The 17,679-nt window shown below is 51.8% G+C and carries 19 protein-coding genes; 4 read left to right on the forward strand and 15 right to left on the reverse strand.

Annotated elements, in window-relative coordinates; translation table 11 throughout:
- Positions 1-86 precede the first annotated feature (86 nt).
- From OO713_RS06670 to OO713_RS06680, 3 genes are all read right to left on the reverse strand, one after another.
- Positions 87-1,271 carry a DUF2130 domain-containing protein gene (locus OO713_RS06670; protein ID WP_264785397.1) on the reverse strand — a complete coding sequence of 395 codons (1,185 nt, stop codon included), beginning with the start codon at positions 1,269-1,271 and terminating at the stop codon, positions 87-89.
- A gap of 17 nt (positions 1,272-1,288) precedes the next feature.
- Complete coding sequence (locus tag OO713_RS06675; protein WP_264785398.1) at positions 1,289-1,534, reverse strand: hypothetical protein; 246 nt, start codon at positions 1,532-1,534, stop codon at positions 1,289-1,291.
- A gap of 110 nt (positions 1,535-1,644) precedes the next feature.
- The gene (locus OO713_RS06680; protein ID WP_264785400.1) at positions 1,645-2,934 is read right to left on the reverse strand and encodes a VWA domain-containing protein; all 1,290 of its coding nucleotides are present in this window, start codon (positions 2,932-2,934) and stop codon (positions 1,645-1,647) included.
- A gap of 123 nt (positions 2,935-3,057) precedes the next feature.
- Here OO713_RS06680 and OO713_RS06685 point away from each other — a divergent pair, with 123 nt between their 5' ends.
- Positions 3,058-3,966 carry an NUDIX domain-containing protein gene (locus OO713_RS06685; protein ID WP_264785401.1) on the forward strand — a complete coding sequence of 303 codons (909 nt, stop codon included), beginning with the start codon at positions 3,058-3,060 and terminating at the stop codon, positions 3,964-3,966.
- Positions 3,967-3,977: 11 nt separating this feature from the next.
- Here OO713_RS06685 and OO713_RS06690 read toward each other — a convergent pair whose 3' ends face one another.
- The 11 genes from OO713_RS06690 to OO713_RS06740 form a co-directional block, all read right to left on the reverse strand.
- A complete protein-coding gene (locus tag OO713_RS06690; RefSeq protein ID WP_264785402.1) occupies positions 3,978-4,811 on the reverse strand; it encodes a hypothetical protein in 834 nt (277 codons plus the stop codon).
- Positions 4,812-5,049: 238 nt separating this feature from the next.
- Positions 5,050-9,960 carry a S8 family serine peptidase gene (locus OO713_RS06695; protein ID WP_264785403.1) on the reverse strand — a complete coding sequence of 1,637 codons (4,911 nt, stop codon included), beginning with the start codon at positions 9,958-9,960 and terminating at the stop codon, positions 5,050-5,052.
- Positions 9,961-10,054: 94 nt separating this feature from the next.
- Positions 10,055-11,281: a tetratricopeptide repeat protein gene (locus OO713_RS06700; protein ID WP_264785404.1), complete on the reverse strand. Its 1,227-nt coding sequence runs from the start codon at positions 11,279-11,281 to the stop codon at positions 10,055-10,057.
- Positions 11,278-11,421 (reverse strand): hypothetical protein, encoded by a 144-nt coding sequence (locus tag OO713_RS06705; RefSeq protein WP_264785405.1) that lies wholly within the window; start codon positions 11,419-11,421, stop codon positions 11,278-11,280. Before OO713_RS06705 ends, OO713_RS06700 begins: the two co-directional genes overlap by 4 nt.
- A gap of 29 nt (positions 11,422-11,450) precedes the next feature.
- On the reverse strand, positions 11,451-11,927 hold the full coding sequence (locus OO713_RS06710; RefSeq protein WP_264785407.1) for an NYN domain-containing protein: 477 nt from the start codon (positions 11,925-11,927) through the stop codon (positions 11,451-11,453).
- An 87-nt stretch (positions 11,928-12,014) separates the two neighbouring features.
- Positions 12,015-12,764: a hypothetical protein gene (locus OO713_RS06715; protein ID WP_264785408.1), complete on the reverse strand. Its 750-nt coding sequence runs from the start codon at positions 12,762-12,764 to the stop codon at positions 12,015-12,017.
- Positions 12,765-12,884: 120 nt separating this feature from the next.
- The gene (locus OO713_RS06720; protein ID WP_264785409.1) at positions 12,885-13,985 is read right to left on the reverse strand and encodes a DUF3472 domain-containing protein; all 1,101 of its coding nucleotides are present in this window, start codon (positions 13,983-13,985) and stop codon (positions 12,885-12,887) included.
- Positions 13,986-14,178: 193 nt separating this feature from the next.
- The gene (locus OO713_RS06725; RefSeq protein ID WP_264785410.1) at positions 14,179-14,412 is read right to left on the reverse strand and encodes a hypothetical protein; all 234 of its coding nucleotides are present in this window, start codon (positions 14,410-14,412) and stop codon (positions 14,179-14,181) included.
- Positions 14,409-14,873 (reverse strand): hypothetical protein, encoded by a 465-nt coding sequence (locus OO713_RS06730; protein WP_264785411.1) that lies wholly within the window; start codon positions 14,871-14,873, stop codon positions 14,409-14,411. Before OO713_RS06730 ends, OO713_RS06725 begins: the two co-directional genes overlap by 4 nt.
- A gap of 12 nt (positions 14,874-14,885) precedes the next feature.
- Entirely contained in the window at positions 14,886-15,404 is a 519-nt protein-coding gene (locus OO713_RS06735) for a hypothetical protein (RefSeq protein WP_264785412.1), read from the reverse strand.
- Positions 15,401-16,138, reverse strand: a complete 738-nt coding sequence (locus tag OO713_RS06740) for a S1C family serine protease (RefSeq protein ID WP_264785413.1) — start codon at positions 16,136-16,138, stop codon at positions 15,401-15,403. Before OO713_RS06740 ends, OO713_RS06735 begins: the two co-directional genes overlap by 4 nt.
- A gap of 139 nt (positions 16,139-16,277) precedes the next feature.
- Here OO713_RS06740 and OO713_RS06745 point away from each other — a divergent pair, with 139 nt between their 5' ends.
- Positions 16,278-16,814 (forward strand): hypothetical protein, encoded by a 537-nt coding sequence (locus OO713_RS06745; RefSeq protein WP_264785414.1) that lies wholly within the window; start codon positions 16,278-16,280, stop codon positions 16,812-16,814.
- Positions 16,814-17,092 (forward strand): type II toxin-antitoxin system RelE/ParE family toxin, encoded by a 279-nt coding sequence (locus tag OO713_RS06750; protein ID WP_264785415.1) that lies wholly within the window; start codon positions 16,814-16,816, stop codon positions 17,090-17,092. Before OO713_RS06745 ends, OO713_RS06750 begins: the two co-directional genes overlap by 1 nt.
- Positions 17,093-17,111: 19 nt before the next feature.
- Here the strand turns inward: OO713_RS06750 and OO713_RS06755 are convergent, their stop codons facing one another.
- The gene (locus OO713_RS06755) at positions 17,112-17,306 is read right to left on the reverse strand and encodes a hypothetical protein (protein WP_264785416.1); all 195 of its coding nucleotides are present in this window, start codon (positions 17,304-17,306) and stop codon (positions 17,112-17,114) included.
- Between the two features lie 154 nt (positions 17,307-17,460).
- Here OO713_RS06755 and OO713_RS06760 point away from each other — a divergent pair, with 154 nt between their 5' ends.
- The gene (locus tag OO713_RS06760) at positions 17,461-17,658 is read left to right on the forward strand and encodes a hypothetical protein (protein ID WP_264785417.1); all 198 of its coding nucleotides are present in this window, start codon (positions 17,461-17,463) and stop codon (positions 17,656-17,658) included.
- The last annotated feature ends 21 nt before the right edge of the window (positions 17,659-17,679 follow it).

Consider the following 17,679-nt stretch of genomic DNA (forward strand, 5'->3'; position numbering starts at 1 on the left):
AACTTCAAGGAACGATGCAACTCACCCCCTAGGAAATTTCCCTAGGGGGTGACTGCATCATAAAACTTGACTAAACCACAGTGGTTCTACTTCTCTAGCTCCTTGAACTTTTGCTGCATTGTTGGATTGCCCTTGGTCAACTTGGACACAGTTACCTCCTGGGCTTTCTTGTCGATGAGCTGAAGATCGCGAACGAAGAGTCGGAAGTTCTCTTTCATCTTCTCAAGATCACCGATTGTTTTGTCGATGTTCTTGATGACCTCTTCATAGTGCTTGGTGGCATCCTTGTGCTTGCCTTCAACATAAGCCTGGAAGTCGGTTAGGTGCTTCTCGAAGTTCGTGACATCTACGTTCTGAGCGCGCACGGCCTCAAGCTCTGCCTTCAACCGAACATTTCTCAAGGCCGCATTCCGTAGCGTGGTGATCATCGAGATAAAGAACTGCGGCCTAATTACGTACATCTTCTCGTGCTTGTGAGAGACGTCGACGATGCCGGAATTAAATAGCTCGCTCTCTTTCTCAAGAGTTGTGACTAATACTGCATACTCGCAATTCTTCTTCTTGCGGTCCTTATCCAGCTTGTCGTAGAAGCTCTCGTTCTTCTGACCTTGCTTGCTGCCCTCAGCCTCGTTCTTCATTTCAAACATGATGGAGATGATCTCCACGCCATTCTCGTCATAGTCTCGGAACACGAAGTCACCCTTGGTGTTCTCGACAACTTGTGAGTCTTTCTCGAAGTAGGCGCGAGGGAATGCAGTTGCCCTGATCTTCTCGAACTCTGTGCGACAGTAATTCTCGAACTCTTCACCAATTCCCTTAGTTGAAAGAGAGGCCTTGTAACGCTGGGCCTCATCAAGCCGAGCCTGTAGGTCGGAGATTACAAGATCCTTACCTTGTGAGACCTTGTTGATCTCAACCTCTTGCACAAGCGTTGCCTGGTCAAGTTTGGCCTTCATCTCATCTCGCTCTCTCTCGAGCTTTGAGGTTGCCTCCTGAACGGCCAGCTTCTTCTCAGTCTCGGTAGCATCGAGCTTCGCCTTGAGTTGGACCAGTTCTGCCTCCTTCTTGGCAGCCTCGTCCCTGAGCTTTTGCTCAATCTTTGCCTCCGCCAGTGCGATCTCGGACTTCTTGAGCTGATCGGCTTCCTTCAGTCGGTCGTGCAGTTCTTTTTCAAACTCTGCTGTTCTGACCTGGTTCAGGATGTCGACGTATCCTGCTTCATCAATAGTGAAGGCCTCTCCACAGTGAGGGCATTTAATTTCGTTGGTCATTTCTGTTCCTTAGCTTGTTACTTGTTTGATTCTTGAGCGAGCTGCTCGCGTGAGGCATCCTCGGTCTTGAGCATTGCAACCCAAACCTCGTGCAAAGCGTTCGTGTAATCAAGTCCCCTAGTTAGGGATACTCGACTTTTGAAGTTGTGGTATTCGATCTGGCTGGCCTGGTCGGCCACCCATTCGGTGAAGACTGCAGGCTCCACAAAGACCCGGTAGGGATAGTCGCCAAGGGGGGAAACGACTATCTCTACCCGGGCCATTGCGGCCAGAGGCTCCAGGGACCTGCGGTCCCTGGAACGCACAGTGTAGACGTCGGGTCTGTCAGCTTTCCTGACGGCACTGACAAACCCCGTCTCGGTAAAGAGCCACATTACTGACGGCCCTTTCTTGGGTCGTTCTTTGAGCGAGCCGAGCGAATGCTTGACTCTTGGACGCGCTTGGAGAACTCAACTGGTCGATAGTTGAGGATCTCATTTAGCTCGTCACGCTCAGAGAGAATGCGGGAACGCAATCTTGGTGAGAGTCGATCAATGTTTCTGATCACCACTTCAATGTCGATCTGCGCCTGCTGAATGATTCGCTTCGCGCCGACCATGTCACCTCGGTAGGCAGCCTCAGCAGCAGCCTTCTTGATCTCCGCTAGGCGATAGGCCAGGATCTCTGCACTGACTTCCTCATCCTTTGGTGGGTTTACAAAGCCAACAGCCTCGGAAATCTCCAGTTTCAACTCCGACCGCTGCGTCACTCTCTGCTCGTTTGAGACATTGGTCCCCGAGACCTCAATTTCAAAAGCCAGTTCGGTACCGAGTTCAGTTCTGAGTGCCGGCAGCGAAACCAAGAATGCGTAACCTCTTGATTCGTTGGAGGATAGGTCTCCGACTCTGGTGTGAGATCCATTTGCGAAGTTCTCGACACTTCTTACATAGCCGACTGGCTTAACCTTGAAGTTTCGAATCTCTTTGTTGGTGGTCACTTTAATCTCAATGTCTTTGAGTGAGCGCTCGAGCAGTCCATCGATCTCATCCTGCAGACCGGCAACTGCCTCATCCAGCTTTACTGCAGCGAAGTGGTTTCCCTGCCCAGCGTCAGCCAGCGATGTAAGAATGCGCTCGTCGTAACCTTCGCCGATTCCGATGGCAGAAGTTCGGACCAGGTGTTCGGTCGCATTGGCTGCAAGGCGCGCAAACGCCTCAGGCTCCTGGTGACCGCTGTTGGCATGTCCATCGGATAGAAGGACAATTCTCGATTCGATGCCCTCTGGCAAGAGGCCTGCCTGCATAAGTCCAGCTGCATAGCCGAGCTCTATGTTGGTTCCGCCGCGAGGCTCAAGCGATGCCAGCTCACGCCTAATCGCCTGAGGCGTGTGGGTGCCGACGGGAGAAATAGCGACATGAGTCTCAATCTCTGTGTCGAAGGAAACGATAGCCAAGTAGTCGGTTGGCGCTAGTCGCCCAACCATCTCGCCAATGGTGTTCTTGACTAGGTCCAATCGGCCATCGCCCATTGATCCAGACCTATCGACAACAAAGATGATGGCTTGAGGGTTACGGACCAGGTTGGTTGAAGGAAGCTCGGGAGCTTGAACCTCAACTAGTAGTCCGATCTTGTGTGCGGCACCAGCTTTGATGCGAGGTACCTCTAAACGGGCGGTCTGCTTCATAATCTCTCCTTGAATTTGGGTATGTGCAGAATCATAACATGAGTTTGCGCGAAAATGCACAAACTAATGGATAAATTTTTGATAACTAACCTAATAGGGCTGTTTTATGCCATAATTCAGGGCATGGAATCTTCGAAATTGGTTGTCACGGTCGCGCTATTTACCGTGTTGGAGGACTTCAATCTCTACACAGTTCCAACTTCCCTGGTTTCTGTCGGATCCGTGTCGGACGAAAAGTTCGGCATGGGACTGTTTGTCGTTACCCGTCGGACGAATGACGTATCGCTGGCGTCCGACAGCGAACGCCGAGTGCTTCCTGCGTCAGAGGTTCGTCCGACAGAAAGTATTGAAGAGGCAGCACAACGTTTGGTGCGTGAGGATCTTGGAATCAGCGTGCCTGTAAAGCTCCGCCAGGAGCGGATCTTCGATAACCCAGAGCGTCAACGTGGGGAGAGAGTTATCTCCATCACGTTCTGGGGATTTGCCAACCTCGAAGATGTTGCACCTGTTCTGGGTGGCAAGGAGCAGGTCGGGCTAGAGATGGTGAACAGTAGCTCCTTCATCGATAGATGGGAGAGTGAGCACGGCTTAGAGCAGTATGACGGAGTTTGCAGATTTGGACTTCGGTATGTCCCAATGCGAGAGCGCGGTCACGACCGTCGACTCGCTCACGAGATTGGAACCGGACCTATCTTGGACATCGACCACGATGAGATGGTCTTCTTCTCTTGGCGAAAGCTCCGCTACGCATTCCGTGGCAGGTTAGATCCTTTCCGCTACCTGCAGGCCACCGCCCTTCCTGAGGCATTCAGACTTAGTGACCTGAAAGAACTAAACGACATTTGCCGGGGTGAGCGTTCTCAGGTTGATCAATTCAGACGCAGTGTTCTAAACGAATCAAGCTTTATCTCAGAGTCAAGAATTCGCGAAGAGAAGCAGAGGAGGCCGGGTAAACCGGCGACCCTCTACTCCCTCCAAGAATGGGCTAACCCAAGCTCACCAAAGAGTGACTGGGGTGATGACGGGGACTAGTCAGCGATTTCTCACTTGCTGAAGGTGATGTCCAATCCGTTGTCCGGGTGATAGGTCCAGAACGCCTCTATTCCGCCAAACGTGGCCGAGACCATTCCATCAAGAGCTCTGGTTTGCCCAATCTTGTTCTGAACGCTGCCGGGGATGTTCAGGGCACGGACAACACATGACCAGTCTCTGTCAGTCAAATCAATTGAACTCCATCCAAGTCCGTATCCATCCAGCTGAAGAGTCTTACCGCCATCTTGAAGGTAGGCGCGTGAGTACCCATACTGTTTTTTATAGAGCTTGCATTGGGAGTAGGCCTTGAATGCTGGCTGATTCTGCATGGTGTTGCTGTAGCCCCTTGGGCAAACAGGTGGGTCGCCAGACACCTTCTTGGTTTTGCCACCTGATTTGCAGGTGATCGTTAACTTGGTTGCGAGAATACGTGCAACGCGCTCTCGTTCTTTTCGATCTGCCTCATCCTGCTTGGCTTTTTCCGCCGCCGCCTTTGCTGCGTTGTCCGCATCAATCTCAGCCTGTGTCCTTACTGAGACTTGGATTGGGATGTCTGGTATGTCAGCCCCTGAGCCATCCTTCTTTACCCGCAAAAATACAGTTCCTGACTGGGCAGCGGTGAAATACACAACGGTTTCTCCCCATTCCGCACCGACTGATGCTTGCTTTACGACGGCAGGGAAAATTGCAGTGTTGCCACTTGAAAGTGGCGTGAGACCAACTATTGATACAAAAAAGAAAGTCGAAGGTTGGTAAGTCCCGACAGGAGCCGCGCTGAACGGTGTTTCAACGGAGGACCGAACGTAGGCGATGCAATTCGAGAAGTACTGGGAAGAGTAATCCATGCATTTCACCTGCCTAGGTACAGCTATCTTGTACTTGTTGGAACCAGTTATGTACTTGAGTCCGTCAAAGATGCTTAGTCCGCTAAACGTAAAATCCTGCACTGTATAGGTGACAGGATTAGGTGCTGCTTTCGGGTCTTTCATCTGCTCATTCGAATATGCTGGGCCCCCTAGCATCAAGCCCAAGGCCATTGCCGTCGTTGCTGTTATCGCAAATTGTCTTTTCATTTCCCCCTGCTTATCTATTGGTTTCAGCATCAGGGTTTGCGGTTCCAACAACCAACAACCCTTCAGCTCTCTTGTTTTCAGATACCCTGCTGTGCACCCAAACCTTCAACCCCTTGCGCTGAGTAACCGCATAGGAACAAACCTGCTGGGCTTGCTTGCGAAGAAGCAGTGATTTCGCCTTCGAGGTGTTGGCAGTTCTCACTGCTGTGCAGGTTAGTTTGGTAGCTGTTGGGTTGGCCTTCAGCAGATCAATGATCGCTTTGCGCTGAGCTTGAGTCAGGGCCTTAGCTCCCGGCTTGAATGGTGCTAGAGTGCGCTGCACAACCGGTGCAACTGGCTTCGAAGTCGAAGCCGCCTCGGCGACAGCTGGGCTCTGAGTCGCAATTGGTGACGCGGTTGGGCTCTCCGTAACCACAGGGGATGCTGTGGTTGTGGTGTTAGAGGTAACAGCCTCGATCAGACCACTTCGCGTGATCGCTACCGCCTCAGTTATTGAGGTGATCACGACCTGCTCAGACTTGATGATCTCTTCTGGCACTGCGCTCAAGACTGAACTTGTGAGCATCACAGTGATGGCCTCACCCGCATCTGCTGCGGTTGGTTCGTAGTAACTAAGCGTTGCTCCGGAAATGGGCTGACCCGCTCTGAGCCATTGGTAGCTCACTGGCGCAGAGCCAAGTAGTGATGAGGCTCTAGCTGTCAGCATTCCGCCCACTGCTGGTGTGCCAGAAACATCGACTAACTTGCCGTTGGTTGGCCAAGTCGGTGTCATGGTTACAGATGTTCTAGTGACTGATTCGATACCAGTCTTTCTTGCAGTTACCCGAACCGAAATGACCTTGGATGCATCTTGGGCTTTGACTAGATAACTAGATCCAATTGCTCCCGAGATAGCGCTTCCATCAAGAAGCCACTGGTAGTCAAAGCTGGTGCCGGAGTCCCAGGTGCCTGGTGTTGCAACTAAGAACTGACCAACCACAGCCGAACCCGTAATGGTTGGACTGGAGCTCTGCTGGAAAGAACCGATTGCAGCAAGTGGGGTTGCTGATGTAGCACTCGATAACTGGGAGTAGCCAACTACGTTGTGAGCGATGATCGCAAAGTAGTAGGTGACTCCTGGGGTGAGTCCTGTGACAACACAGGTGCGCTGATCCGGTGCTACCAACCCAGCACAGCTACCTGAGGTCACCAATGTGAATGGGCCGTCGGCGTTTGGTGAGATCCAAATCTTGTAGTAATCGATGAATGCTCCGCCATTCCATGGCTCAGTCCAAGTGAGTCTGACCTCATTGGTGAGAGGAGTTGCATTTGGTTGCTCTGGCTTGGAAGGAGTGCCAGGCATGATGAGCTTCGAGGTGGTGGAACCAGTTGCATTTGCAGTCAAGACTCGAGCGTTATCGATTGGGTGGGTGACTGCAAACGTGAAACGGTCAAAGTATGCCAACTGGCTAGCTGCTAACACCGGGATCTTGGCCTTGCCCTGAGAGTTTGAAATCACAGGGGTGTTTGAGTAGCCAGATGGCCAGAAGGAGCAACCAGGGTTGGTGGCTCCAGGGAATGGGGTGTACACGTTTCGAGTACACGTCTCCCCGAGTCCTCCGTAAACGAACTTTGCTCCTGCTACTGGTTCCTCGGAGGCAAACTCGACGACCGTGTAATCCAGGTACTCAATTCGTGGCAGCGTGATGTCAATGGTTCGGCTAGCAGTGATTGTCACGGTGCCACCGGCATAAAGACCCCATGGCAGTTGAGGATCTGCGAGGTCAGTCGTAGAGACCCTGCGATTGGTGTTCACGAATAGCTCACCTTGAGTGCCCGGTGAAACCTGAAGCGAGTACCGACCCTCAGAGTCAGTCTTCACAGCGGGCACGTCATCGAACCCTGGCCCGCCGTTTAGACCAACTGGTAGCCATTTGACTGGAGCATTCTTGACTACCGTGACACCATCCGCCATAAGTACTCGGCCAGAGACCGTGACCAACTCCGACAGGGTGATTACTTGCGTAAAGTCCGCAGTCGGAGAGGTTGTAAAAGTACCGACCAGGGCTCCAATTGTTGGGTGAGCAACTGATAGTCGGTATTGAGTAGTAAAGGTCTGGGCTAACTCCATCAGCGGGAGCACCAATTCACCATTCAAATTGGTGCGTGGTGCCGCAAACGAATATCCGGTTGGCAAGCTGGTGCAGCCGGGCGAAGTACCACCGGCAAATACGGTGTAAACACCAGGTCTACAACCCACGCTGAGATCAGCCGACTGCACAACCGCATTTGCGATTGGCGCTCCAGAACCGTTCACAACTTTTACCGTGACGTTTTTGTACTTTGGTGCCTTTAGGTTGATCACCTTTGACTCGGTCACCGCAGCAACTGTGGTCCATGCCCAAATACCCCAAGGCAGCAGTGGATTGCTTCTAGCACCCGACCTGGCATCCCTTGGGGTGTGCAGCGAAATCTGCCCCGCGTTACCAAGCGATACCCGAAGCGTGTACTCACCCTGGGCATTCGTGGTGGTGGATAGCGCATTGGTGTTTTCACCAGCTCGTGGAGTGCCATCTGGTAGCCACTTAACGGTTGCATTTGCGACCGGAGTTACCCCGTCATCCAAGAAAACCTGGCCGGTGATGTTTACCGAACCCCTCATCACGACCGAGACGTTGCCACTTGTACTTGGCGTGATTGCAAAGTTCGCAATCCTGCCCGCGCTTGTTGGGTGAATGAAAGAGATGGTTTGGATTTTGTTCTGGGTGTACTTGCCATCCAGAACAGCAATCGAGACTTTTCCGTTGGCATCGGTCTTGGCGGCTCTTCCAGAGTAACCAGTCGGCCAGAACTGACACCTAGATTCTGAAGCACCAGGAAATAGCGTGAATGTGCCAGCGATGCAGTTGTCTGCCAGGTCTTCATAAAGCAAATTAGCTCCGGCGATAGGGAGTCCAGTGTCTTCATCAGTCAGGGTGAAGTTGACGACTCTTTGCTCTGGCAGCACAAGGTTTACAACTGCATCCTGATTGATAGTGAGCTTGCCGGAGGCCCTGAGGCCCCAAGGAATCATCGGTGTGGTCATGCGCCCGCGAGCAGCATCACGGGTCATGCCAATGAATAGCTCACCTGGTGTGCCATTAGAAACCTGAAGCACATATTCACCACTGAGATTTGTGTAAGTGATCAAGGCATTTGAGTCATCAAGACCTGGTACGGCGCCCTCAGCCAGCCAACGAACCGGGACCCCGGCTACTGGTGTGACCCCATCGCTCATGAACACCTTGCCAGTCAAAAACGGCAGGTTGCTGGTCCAGGTAATGAAGACCGGTGAGGTTGCCCAGGTGGTGGTCTGACCATCACGAATTGCTCTCACCCTGAAGCAATAGAACTGAGCTTCCTCAAGGTTGAAAACAGGAAGCGCAGTCAGGCCTGGTCCAATGAAGGCGTGATGCGAGAATGTGCCGCGGCAACCATCTGGACCGACCGCAATTTGAATCTCTTGCTCGTAGTCACCTGTAGCAGTGTCATCCCAATCGAGTCTTGCTCGGTCGGTGTAGAGGGCTGATCCAACATGGTTGGTTAGTGCACCCGACATCGCAGTTGACTCCTGAGCACAGGAGCTGACCATGGCGGAAACATTGAGGTGACCACCTGTGACCACCTTGCCACTGAGGCTTGGGTTTGAAACCGCAGTTGCTTTTAGCTTCTCAATAGCCTGCTTGGCGGTGATTCCGCGATAGCTGGCCAGGCAGAGAGCGATCGCACCTGTTACGTGAGGCGCGGCCATCGAGGTGCCCGAGAGCATGTCGTAGCCGCCTGGCACGGTCGAGAGAACGTTGGTTCCAGGTGCTGCAATGTCTACAGCGATGCCCGAGTAATTTGAGTAGCCGGCAAGGTCACCGTTCTGACCAATAGCGGCTACTGAGACAACGCAGTCAAATGGTCGGTGTGGGGTTGTGCAATCGTATTCAGCTGGATACTGGTTTGCAGCGTCCAGATTCTGACCATCGTTACCTGCTGCTGCCACAAATATGATCCCGACATCGCCGCCTCGTTTGATGGCGTCCTCAAGAGCTTTTGAATATCCCGTACCACCCCACGAGTTGTTGGTGGCGATGATGTCCAAGCCCTTCTTGGTTCTTAGCATGGTTACGTAGTCAATAGCTCGAATGGCATCGACGGTGGTTGATGCGCCTTGACCGTTGGCGATCTTTGCTGAGATCAAGTTCAGGTTCCAGGCGACACCTGCAACGCCTACTCCGTTGCCACCAACGGCTCCGATGGTTCCGGCAACGTGAGTTCCGTGAGGGTGTTCATTCGCATCAAACACCGAGCCATCACCATTTAGAAAGTCGTAACCATTGATGTCATCAACAAAACCGTTGGCATCGTCATCGAGGCCATTGCCTGCGATCTCACCAGAGTTAACCCACATGTTGGCGGCCAGGTCTGGATGGGCAACATCAATACCTGAGTCAATGACCGCCACATATACGGCCTTCGATCCGGTGTAGCCACTAGCCCAAGCGCCGACCGCATTAGAGCCAAAGGCGCTGGTTGATGATGAGGCATATAGACCCCAAGTCTCCTCGGTGATCACCTGTGGGTCGTTAGATGTGTCCCTAACCTGGATCAGGTAGTTGGGCTCTGCAAACGAGACCGCGTCACTGCTAGCGAGCGACGCAATCTGGGACTCATAGCTTGAGAAGGGGTCTAGCTCAACTTGGTACAGGCCTGGGCTGTTCTCACCAACTGGCTCAACTGACAGAAGGTTGAATTCATGGAACACTTCAAGATTTGCCGTGTCCTTGAGTTGGACCAACGCGGTGCCTCGCTCGGCACCTGGAATGGTTGCTGCGTAGCTTGGCATAGTGCCGAAGGCGGAAAGCAAAAGTGCTGTGATTGCAGATACAGCAAGCTTGTTGGTTGGTGAATTCAAAAGCCCCCCTAGCTTCAGAATCAAACTACTCCTGTGTAGTGACTTTTTTAGTAGGTCGTTTTGGGGACGAAGTTGCCCTCGGAGGATTTACTTGTCAGCCAACGTCAATGTTTAGAGTCAGAGCCATAGTGTCGAGCATCAACTTCTTGACTCGCTCTAGCCTCTCGAGCTGCTTCTTGTTCTCGCCCCACTCGCTCGCATCAATCTCGGCCAATACGTTTTTAGCATCGGTGATGCGCCCAGCCTTGAATAGTGCTTCTGCCTGAGCAGCCCTGGTTGCTCTCACGATGTAAGGGTCATCGATCTCGATTGCTCTTTCGATAATGTCGCCAAACAAAGTTGCTGCCGCTTCATAAGAACCAGAATCAAATAGTCGCTCACCATAAAGGGACTGGACTATTAGAGCGTTTGTGATTTCGCCCACTGATTCAAAGAAGGCGTTGAGTCTGGTGAGTAGCTGCTCCGATTCCTCACTTCGAGAATCGGGGTCAATGTCAGCAAGGGCAATCGCAAGCTGGAGTTCAACTGCAGCCGCCATCGACCAGTCTTTGGTTGAACGGAAGTAAGCGGCAGCCGTCCGAAGCTCGGGGATTGCTCTTGCATACTTCTGGTGAAGCACCAGTGTCCAACCGAGGCGGTAGCGCATGAATGCAACCCGTTCCTCTTCTGCCAGATGAGCGAAGGTGTTGAGTGCATCCTCGATGTGCTGAATAGCCTGATCCAGATCCCCAAGCTCAATCAGCGCTGCTGCCATCCGGTCTTTTGCTCGAGCCGCTCCATAGGCATCTCCGATGGACTGGAAGTTGTTGTAGGAACGGATGAAACACTGTAGGGCCTGGGTCTGCCTAGACGCCTTACCGTGGAGCTCACCGAGAGAGATCGCATTGAATCCAGCGTTAGCCGGGTCTTCAATCTCATCGAAGGCCTCGATGGCGAGCTCGTAGAACTCGATGGCTTTTGTATCGTCTCCCTGGTAGCTGTAGCAATCGGCCAGAGGTGCCGCAGAGAATGCGATTGTTCTTGAGTCAACCAACTCCTGAGCACTCTCGAGTGCTCGGGTGAGCATGGAGATTGCCTCTTCGTGCTCCCCCAAGCGATAGTGAGCAAACCCGACCGAGTAGATGCACTTAGTCACTTCGTTTTGGTTATCCAGTTCCTGGAATAGATCTGCGGCAGAACCAAACAAAGTCTTGGCAAGCGGCCAATTAGCCTCATGAAATGCCCTGGTGCCAAGTTCTTGAAGCGCCTCTGCGCGCTCCTCTGGGTGATCTGACTTTGTTGCTAGCCAGAGCTCTTCATCTGGGGTCTCAGCGAAACTCATTTCACGCTCCTCGAAGAAAGGGTTGATTTCGAGAGCTTGGAACGAATTTCTTTCAACTGCTCATAGCGCTTAGTTGGATCGATAACCTGACGCTCCCTTGGAAAGCGCCACTGTTGAGGCTCAATTCTTAGATTTTTCATAACTTCCCCAAGTCTTGATTTTGAATTGTTTAGGCAGCGAGAACCAGATCTGGTCTGATGTAGCTGACGGGTGCACCGATAAATCGATACTGGGTTGCAAGGGCTTGAGGTGCTGAGACAATCTCAACCTCCACACCACTTGCAATCAGGTGGGACACAAATGGAGCAAGTCCGCCGTCACCGGATGCAACGTAAACCTTCTCAAAGCGCTGACCCAGGTTTCCCTCGAGCATGAGCTCGGCAAGCAAAATGTCCGCCCCATCGTGCCCCTCTTTGAATGCGTGACTTGCACCAGCCCAGCCAAACAAGACCGGTACCAGGTTGCCCTTTGAACTTACGGTGACGTGAAACAGATCGTTTGGGCCTGGCTGGACCTTTTGAACGTATGCGGACCTGGCAGCAGCAATTTGCTGCTCGGTTGGATTCGAATTCATGCAAAGGTTCTCGATGTCGATCAAGTGAATTGCGCGACCCTTTGCTAATGATTTGACGGTTTTAGTTTTCATGTCGTCCCTCCCAAGATGTGAGGAAAGACTATGGAGGGGGTCTGACTTTTTATGCCTGCAAGCTGCGAGTATGAGTCTCAGTTGGGACTATGCCCAAAAGCTTCTATCGCTCTCAAACCAGTATGGCCAAAGAATCGGTCTCTCCTCTTTGCTATCCCAGGGGCCAAAGTCTGGATACCGACCCTCAATGACCGCTCGGACTGCTGGACTACTCAAATCGGTTGGGGGTCCGTCCGGGTCCGGATAGGAATCGTCGACTGCTACAGTCCAAGCTTCCAATGAAGCTCGCTTTAGCGAGAGCATCAAATCATGAAACTGATTTGTAGTGCCTACTGTGTCCCAGTGTTCTCCACCTGCCCTAATAAAACAGAAACCATGAGTTGACCCGTGAGCAAAGAACCAGCTGGCCATCAGGGGCTCTCGCGTTAAGGAGTCGACGTGCACTAGAACTTGCTCAAAAGGCTTGAATGGCATGAATGACCAGTTCTCCTCTTCCAAGAAACGATCATTGATCTGCTTTTCATCCACACCGCGGTGAAGGAGCTCCAGTCTGGCCTGAAACAGTCCATCGCTAAGCGCCCAGACTTCCTCATCCGATGCGGTGACAAGGTCGATCTTGCGCTGAATTATCTCGGGTTCGTCCCAATCTTCAGTGCCTGGCTTCAAGATGGGCTTTGTGAACTCGGTTCGGTATGTTCTGCCACCGGGGTGAGCCTCGTAACCGCAACTGGGACAGCCAATTTGAGGTGCATCGGGGCCGAGCATGCAACCAGCGATTATGTACTCACCACTTTCCAAAACATCTGGCGATGGCATGCCATAAAGAATTTTCTTCATTTGATCGCCGCACTTTGGACAGCTCCGAATAGCTTTACTCACAAGGCCCCCAGTCTCTCTCAACAAGGCTATTGAACAACCGTTGCCGCAGCGTTTATTTGCATGCTGTCAGAAAAATAACTATTTCTTCAGCCTGTATCCAGAGGGACATTTAGGAGAAACCGCCGTGACCTTCTTGATCGTTTTTCCCTTTTGACAAGTGATTGTCTTTTTCTTCGGAGTCGCCTTTGGCGATGTTGTCACGACGGCGCTCTGAGTCACAGGCTGGACCGGATTCTCTGCTTCCAAGGTTGATACGTCTTTGATTATCTCCCTGAGCAACTTCTTGCCCTCCGAGTAGTCGGGGATAGAAGTTGGCTTTAGGGGTCGAACAGATTTTGTGGGCATAGCGTCGGCATCGTTACTTGCTCCAATGGCGATGTATGTACCAGTTCCCCTGACTTCAGTCCGGTGATTCTTTGTTGTCTGGCTTGCAAATGCAATCATGTTGTTGACGACAACTTGAGATCCTCGCGCATCCTCAAGAATCGTTGGTCCAATAGTCATGGATCGTGTCACCATCGGCTGGGGTGGTCCATAGTCTTCGACGAAGCTGTAGCCGCCAGTCAAAGCGATTGGATACCGCTTAGGCACCAAGTAGCTCGCGATAAATCTCCAGGGTCCTTCTGAAAGCTTGTATGCAGCCGCAATCACAGTGCTTTTGCCCGCTGGCTCCTGGATGACAAGCCATTGAATCCGCTCACCGATTTTCCAGTTTGCGTCATAGATCATGCTCTTTAGGCCAGTTAGCTCATAGCCAAACCTTTCGGTCACCGTGTACTCGCCTTTTTGATGAAGCTGAACTCGATACTCGTGATCAGCATCCTCCGGCTTGCAATCAGCGCCAGTGCAGTTTGACTTCACATCCCACACAGAGAAAATGGCTACTCTTCTGCCGTCATAAATCTGTTGAACTCCGCCGTAGTACTCGACGCTTGTGACATTGCCGCCTGTGATCATGAAATAGGTGTAATTCGTTGATTCGTGAATCACCGCCTCGCGGTAGTGGACCGTGAACTGTTTTTCTGCCCAATACTGATTGAAGGTTTGACCTGGTCTTGGATCAGGATCTGCCCAAATGCTTATCGGGTCAACACGCTTTATGTCCTCCGCTTGAGCAGATGCGCCCCCGAGTGAGGCGAGCAGCAGAACGATTGAAACAGCCGTTGATTTCTTGAACATGATTCCCCCGGACCCAATTCTTACACCCTTGATAGCCAGGGGCCGGGAAAGGGAGGAAACCGGCCCCTGACTTTCGGGACTTTCACCCGATCAGAAAGGGGACGACGACTAGCGCCGGTGGTGAAGGGAAATGGACAACCTTCATCACGTAGAAAAGTATGAACTGGGGGTCTGACTTTTTTATCTTTAGGTTCTAGCGAGGGTTATTTCTCTCATCCCGATGCAGCACGTTGTGAAGAGCAGCTAGTGTCTCAAGGGCTTCATCGTACTCAGCATCAAAGTCTCGCTCACAGACGTAGCAGTAGACGAATGCGTGTTGTGATCCGTCGAGATGTTTCTCAAGGCTCACCACAGCGTGATCTTGGATTGATGTTGGGTGGTCAATTTCTGGTGCACCTTCGTTACCACAACGCTTGAATTCATTCATTTGATTCTCCAATTTGATAGTTCACTCGGGACATTGAATAGCGGCCACACTCTGAAGTACTCGAAATTCGCAGGTGCTCCATACTGAAAATCGAAGACTTCGTTCGGCAGGAGGTTGCCCTGCCAGCTATCCGCATCGTAGGTTAAAGGATCTGCGTATTCGAAGCCGAGAAAGAAAAATGCCTTGGGCTGATTGGTGAAGTCCTCGATCAGGTCGATCTTTTCTAGTAGCGACTTTGTTTTGAGCTCACGACATAGGTCATCCGCATAAGCAAACCCGGTAAATGGAAACTCCCGGTCATCTGCTCGGTAGTCAATCTCGCCACGGATTGAGTTCTTCATAGCGATAAGCGCATTCACATCACTAGCGCGGACCGAGCATAGCCTTGAACCAAATTGATACTTCTCAAACTGTGATTCATAGACCACGTCAATAAATCCCGACTCATACTGATAAAGCATTTAGCTCCCCTTTCAATCTTCGAATCCGTAAGTTTCTCTTCTAAATCGCTGAGGCGAAAAAAGTGCCTGATCTCGCTGCCTGATTAGATCAGGATCCTCATAGTCAATTCCGGGTGTGGCAACCAGTCGTTCTTTGGCAACCGCAGGCGCTGTCAGCAGATAGAACCATTGGGGCATGGCCAAACCCTCTTTCTCCTGCTGCACCAGACACTCAGCAATCTGATTAGGAATCTGTTCCAGGTCCACGTTTGATCGGAAGACCAAATTCTTCTGTTCGGCTGGTGGCAACTCCACCAACGCATCAGCCGGTTTATTCGCGAGTCTCTCGAATGACCACACTTCAAATAGCTGCAATCGACCACCCGTTGCAAAGTCGATGCTCCGAGCGCGGATGCGCAGTGTCACTTCTTCCCAGGCATCTGGGTCTGACGGGTTGAATCCAGAGATGTCGATTTGCTGTCCCGGCTTGAGCTCTGAGGCAGCAGACGTGAGTGCCTCTACAAGCACTTCCCACCTTCTATCTATACTCACTTGGATCCCTCCCGCTGGGCCTTGGCAATCACTTCAAAAAGAGTTCGGTTATCCAGAAACAGAGCGGTGTCCAGATACTCGCCAGGGTCATTGCTGGCATAGATGGTGCCAAGGACTTCACCCCGCGAGTTCACGACAACACCGCCGGAGCTCCCTCCGTTAATTGGTGCATCTGTTGTGTAGCCACTGACGTAGGTTTCGGCACTGATTACGCCGGTAGTGACCGAGTAAACCCCTACGTCCCAGTCAATTGCTGGATAGGAGGAGGTCATCAGCCAGCTGCCTATCGGTAGCTCCATGGCAAGCTTGCTCAAGGTGTTTAGCTTTCGCCCTTCGATCTCTAGCAAGGCAAAATCAATCTCAGCTGCTGAGTTATCCCAGTCCGCATCTCTGTGCCAGTAGTTGATGAGCTTCGCCTTCAGGGCGTTGCCCCATCTGTCTTCAACTATCAGGCCCCCAGTCTTTACGCAGTCCTCAATCACATGTGCGTTGGTGACGAGGTATTCAACTTCCTTGCCGCCGTATTCAGTTTTAAGTCCCCAACCGGAGCCTCCATACTCGCCACAAAAAACTTGGTAGGTGGCGTTCCGAACCTCTTCCACCAATGACTCCATGTCCTTGGGTTGCTCAAACAGATCCTGCTGATTCGGAGACTCCTCGGCATGGGCAAGACCGGCAAGCAGAGCAATCGGGACAAAGGCCGATGCAAACTTGAAAAACGACAGCGACTTCAATGAACTACCCCAAGCTTCAAATCGATGATCCCCTAGGTTGAAAACCTAGGGGTGGGGTGTGACATTTATGAACTTTCAGCCAGTTGTTTGACAACCTGAAAAATTTCCCTCTAGTCTGTAAGGCTTTCTCGAGGAGGGAATGAAATTGACAGATCTAAAGGACACAAAGCAGCAGCTCCTGGAACTAATCGAGCTGTTCGACCACAAAAAGCACTCACTTCAGAACGGGCCTGCGCTCGGTCGAACAAATGTAGTTTTTGCCGATGTCGTACTTTTAGGAATTGAGCAACAGGATCCGACCGAGGGTGGTTGGATGGCTCGCCGCATCGTGCGAACCACAATTCCGCAGGTCTTCGATTGGCTCTTCAGACAGTTCGCCCAAATTTTGTTCGAGATTCCTGGCTACGGAAGACACAAAGAAGAAATCTTTGGGCGCCTTGGAAACACGATTTCCATGGTCGAGGCCAGCAATCCTCCCCTCAGCGACGACGAAAAAGTTGCGGCTGTTTTGACAGATTTCTGGGAGATTTGCCAGGATCTCTACGAGGGCAAATTAGTGAGCCTTGACGTGGCACTTGAAGCAACTATTCATGACGACTTCATAGGACGTGCAGTGAAGAGCGGCTTCTTGAGCCAAGCGGAGTTCGAACGTCAACTGTTCGGAGGTGTCCGCTAGTGACCTCGATCAACTTCTCGAACGATGTTCTGAAATTCATGCGCTCTCTAGAGACCAAACCTGCCCGGCAGGTATACGAGAAGACAATCTCCTTAATCGTGGATCCTCGACCTGCTGCATCGACAGAGCTTAAGGGCTTCAAAGGGTACCTGAGACTCCGCGTGGGGGACTTTCGAGTGGTGTACAGAATTGTCGCCGACTCAATTGAGGTAGTCCTTGTGGATAGCCGATCAGATGATGAGGTCTATCGGCACCTCGAGAGAATGCGGCTCGCTTGAGCTAACTGAGGCAACACTCTCAGCTCTCTTCATTCCACTCGGCATCTTCATCAAACCTAGATCCATACTGAGTCTCTTGGTATGGGGTGTTTGGTGAATAGCCATAAGGACCAGAGTGATAGTCACCCTCATCCATAGCCGAGTTGACCGGCTTAGTGTTGCTTGGTTGGTGAGTAATACCAAATCCAAATAGTGCCTTGAGAAATGCAAACATGATGAGCCTTCCTATTTAGCGCACCACCCCAATACCCCCCAGGTCTTGGGGTGGTGCTTCGGATTGGAGGTAAAAGGAGCAGACCCCCAAGCCGCAGAGATAGCTAAGTGGTGGGGTCTGACACTTTGTCAGAGGGGATCTTTAGTTTTGACCCATGAACGAACTCGAAGTCAGACAGCAGAGGAACCTTGATCGCGCTGGTCGCTTCCTGGGCAGGTTTGCGACATTGCTTCTGATCACTACAGCATCCATCTTTCTTGGGCCAGCGGTTCTCGCTGTTGCTGTATTCACTGGTGCAGTAATCGCGCTTTCTCGATCTAAGGCTTTTGCCACAAGAGGCGTTCAAGAGTAGTTTGGAAGAGAAATCGGGGGA

The sequence above is a fragment of the Aquiluna sp. KACHI24 genome, assembly GCF_025997915.1.
Classification (GTDB): Bacteria; Actinomycetota; Actinomycetes; order Actinomycetales; family Microbacteriaceae; genus Aquiluna.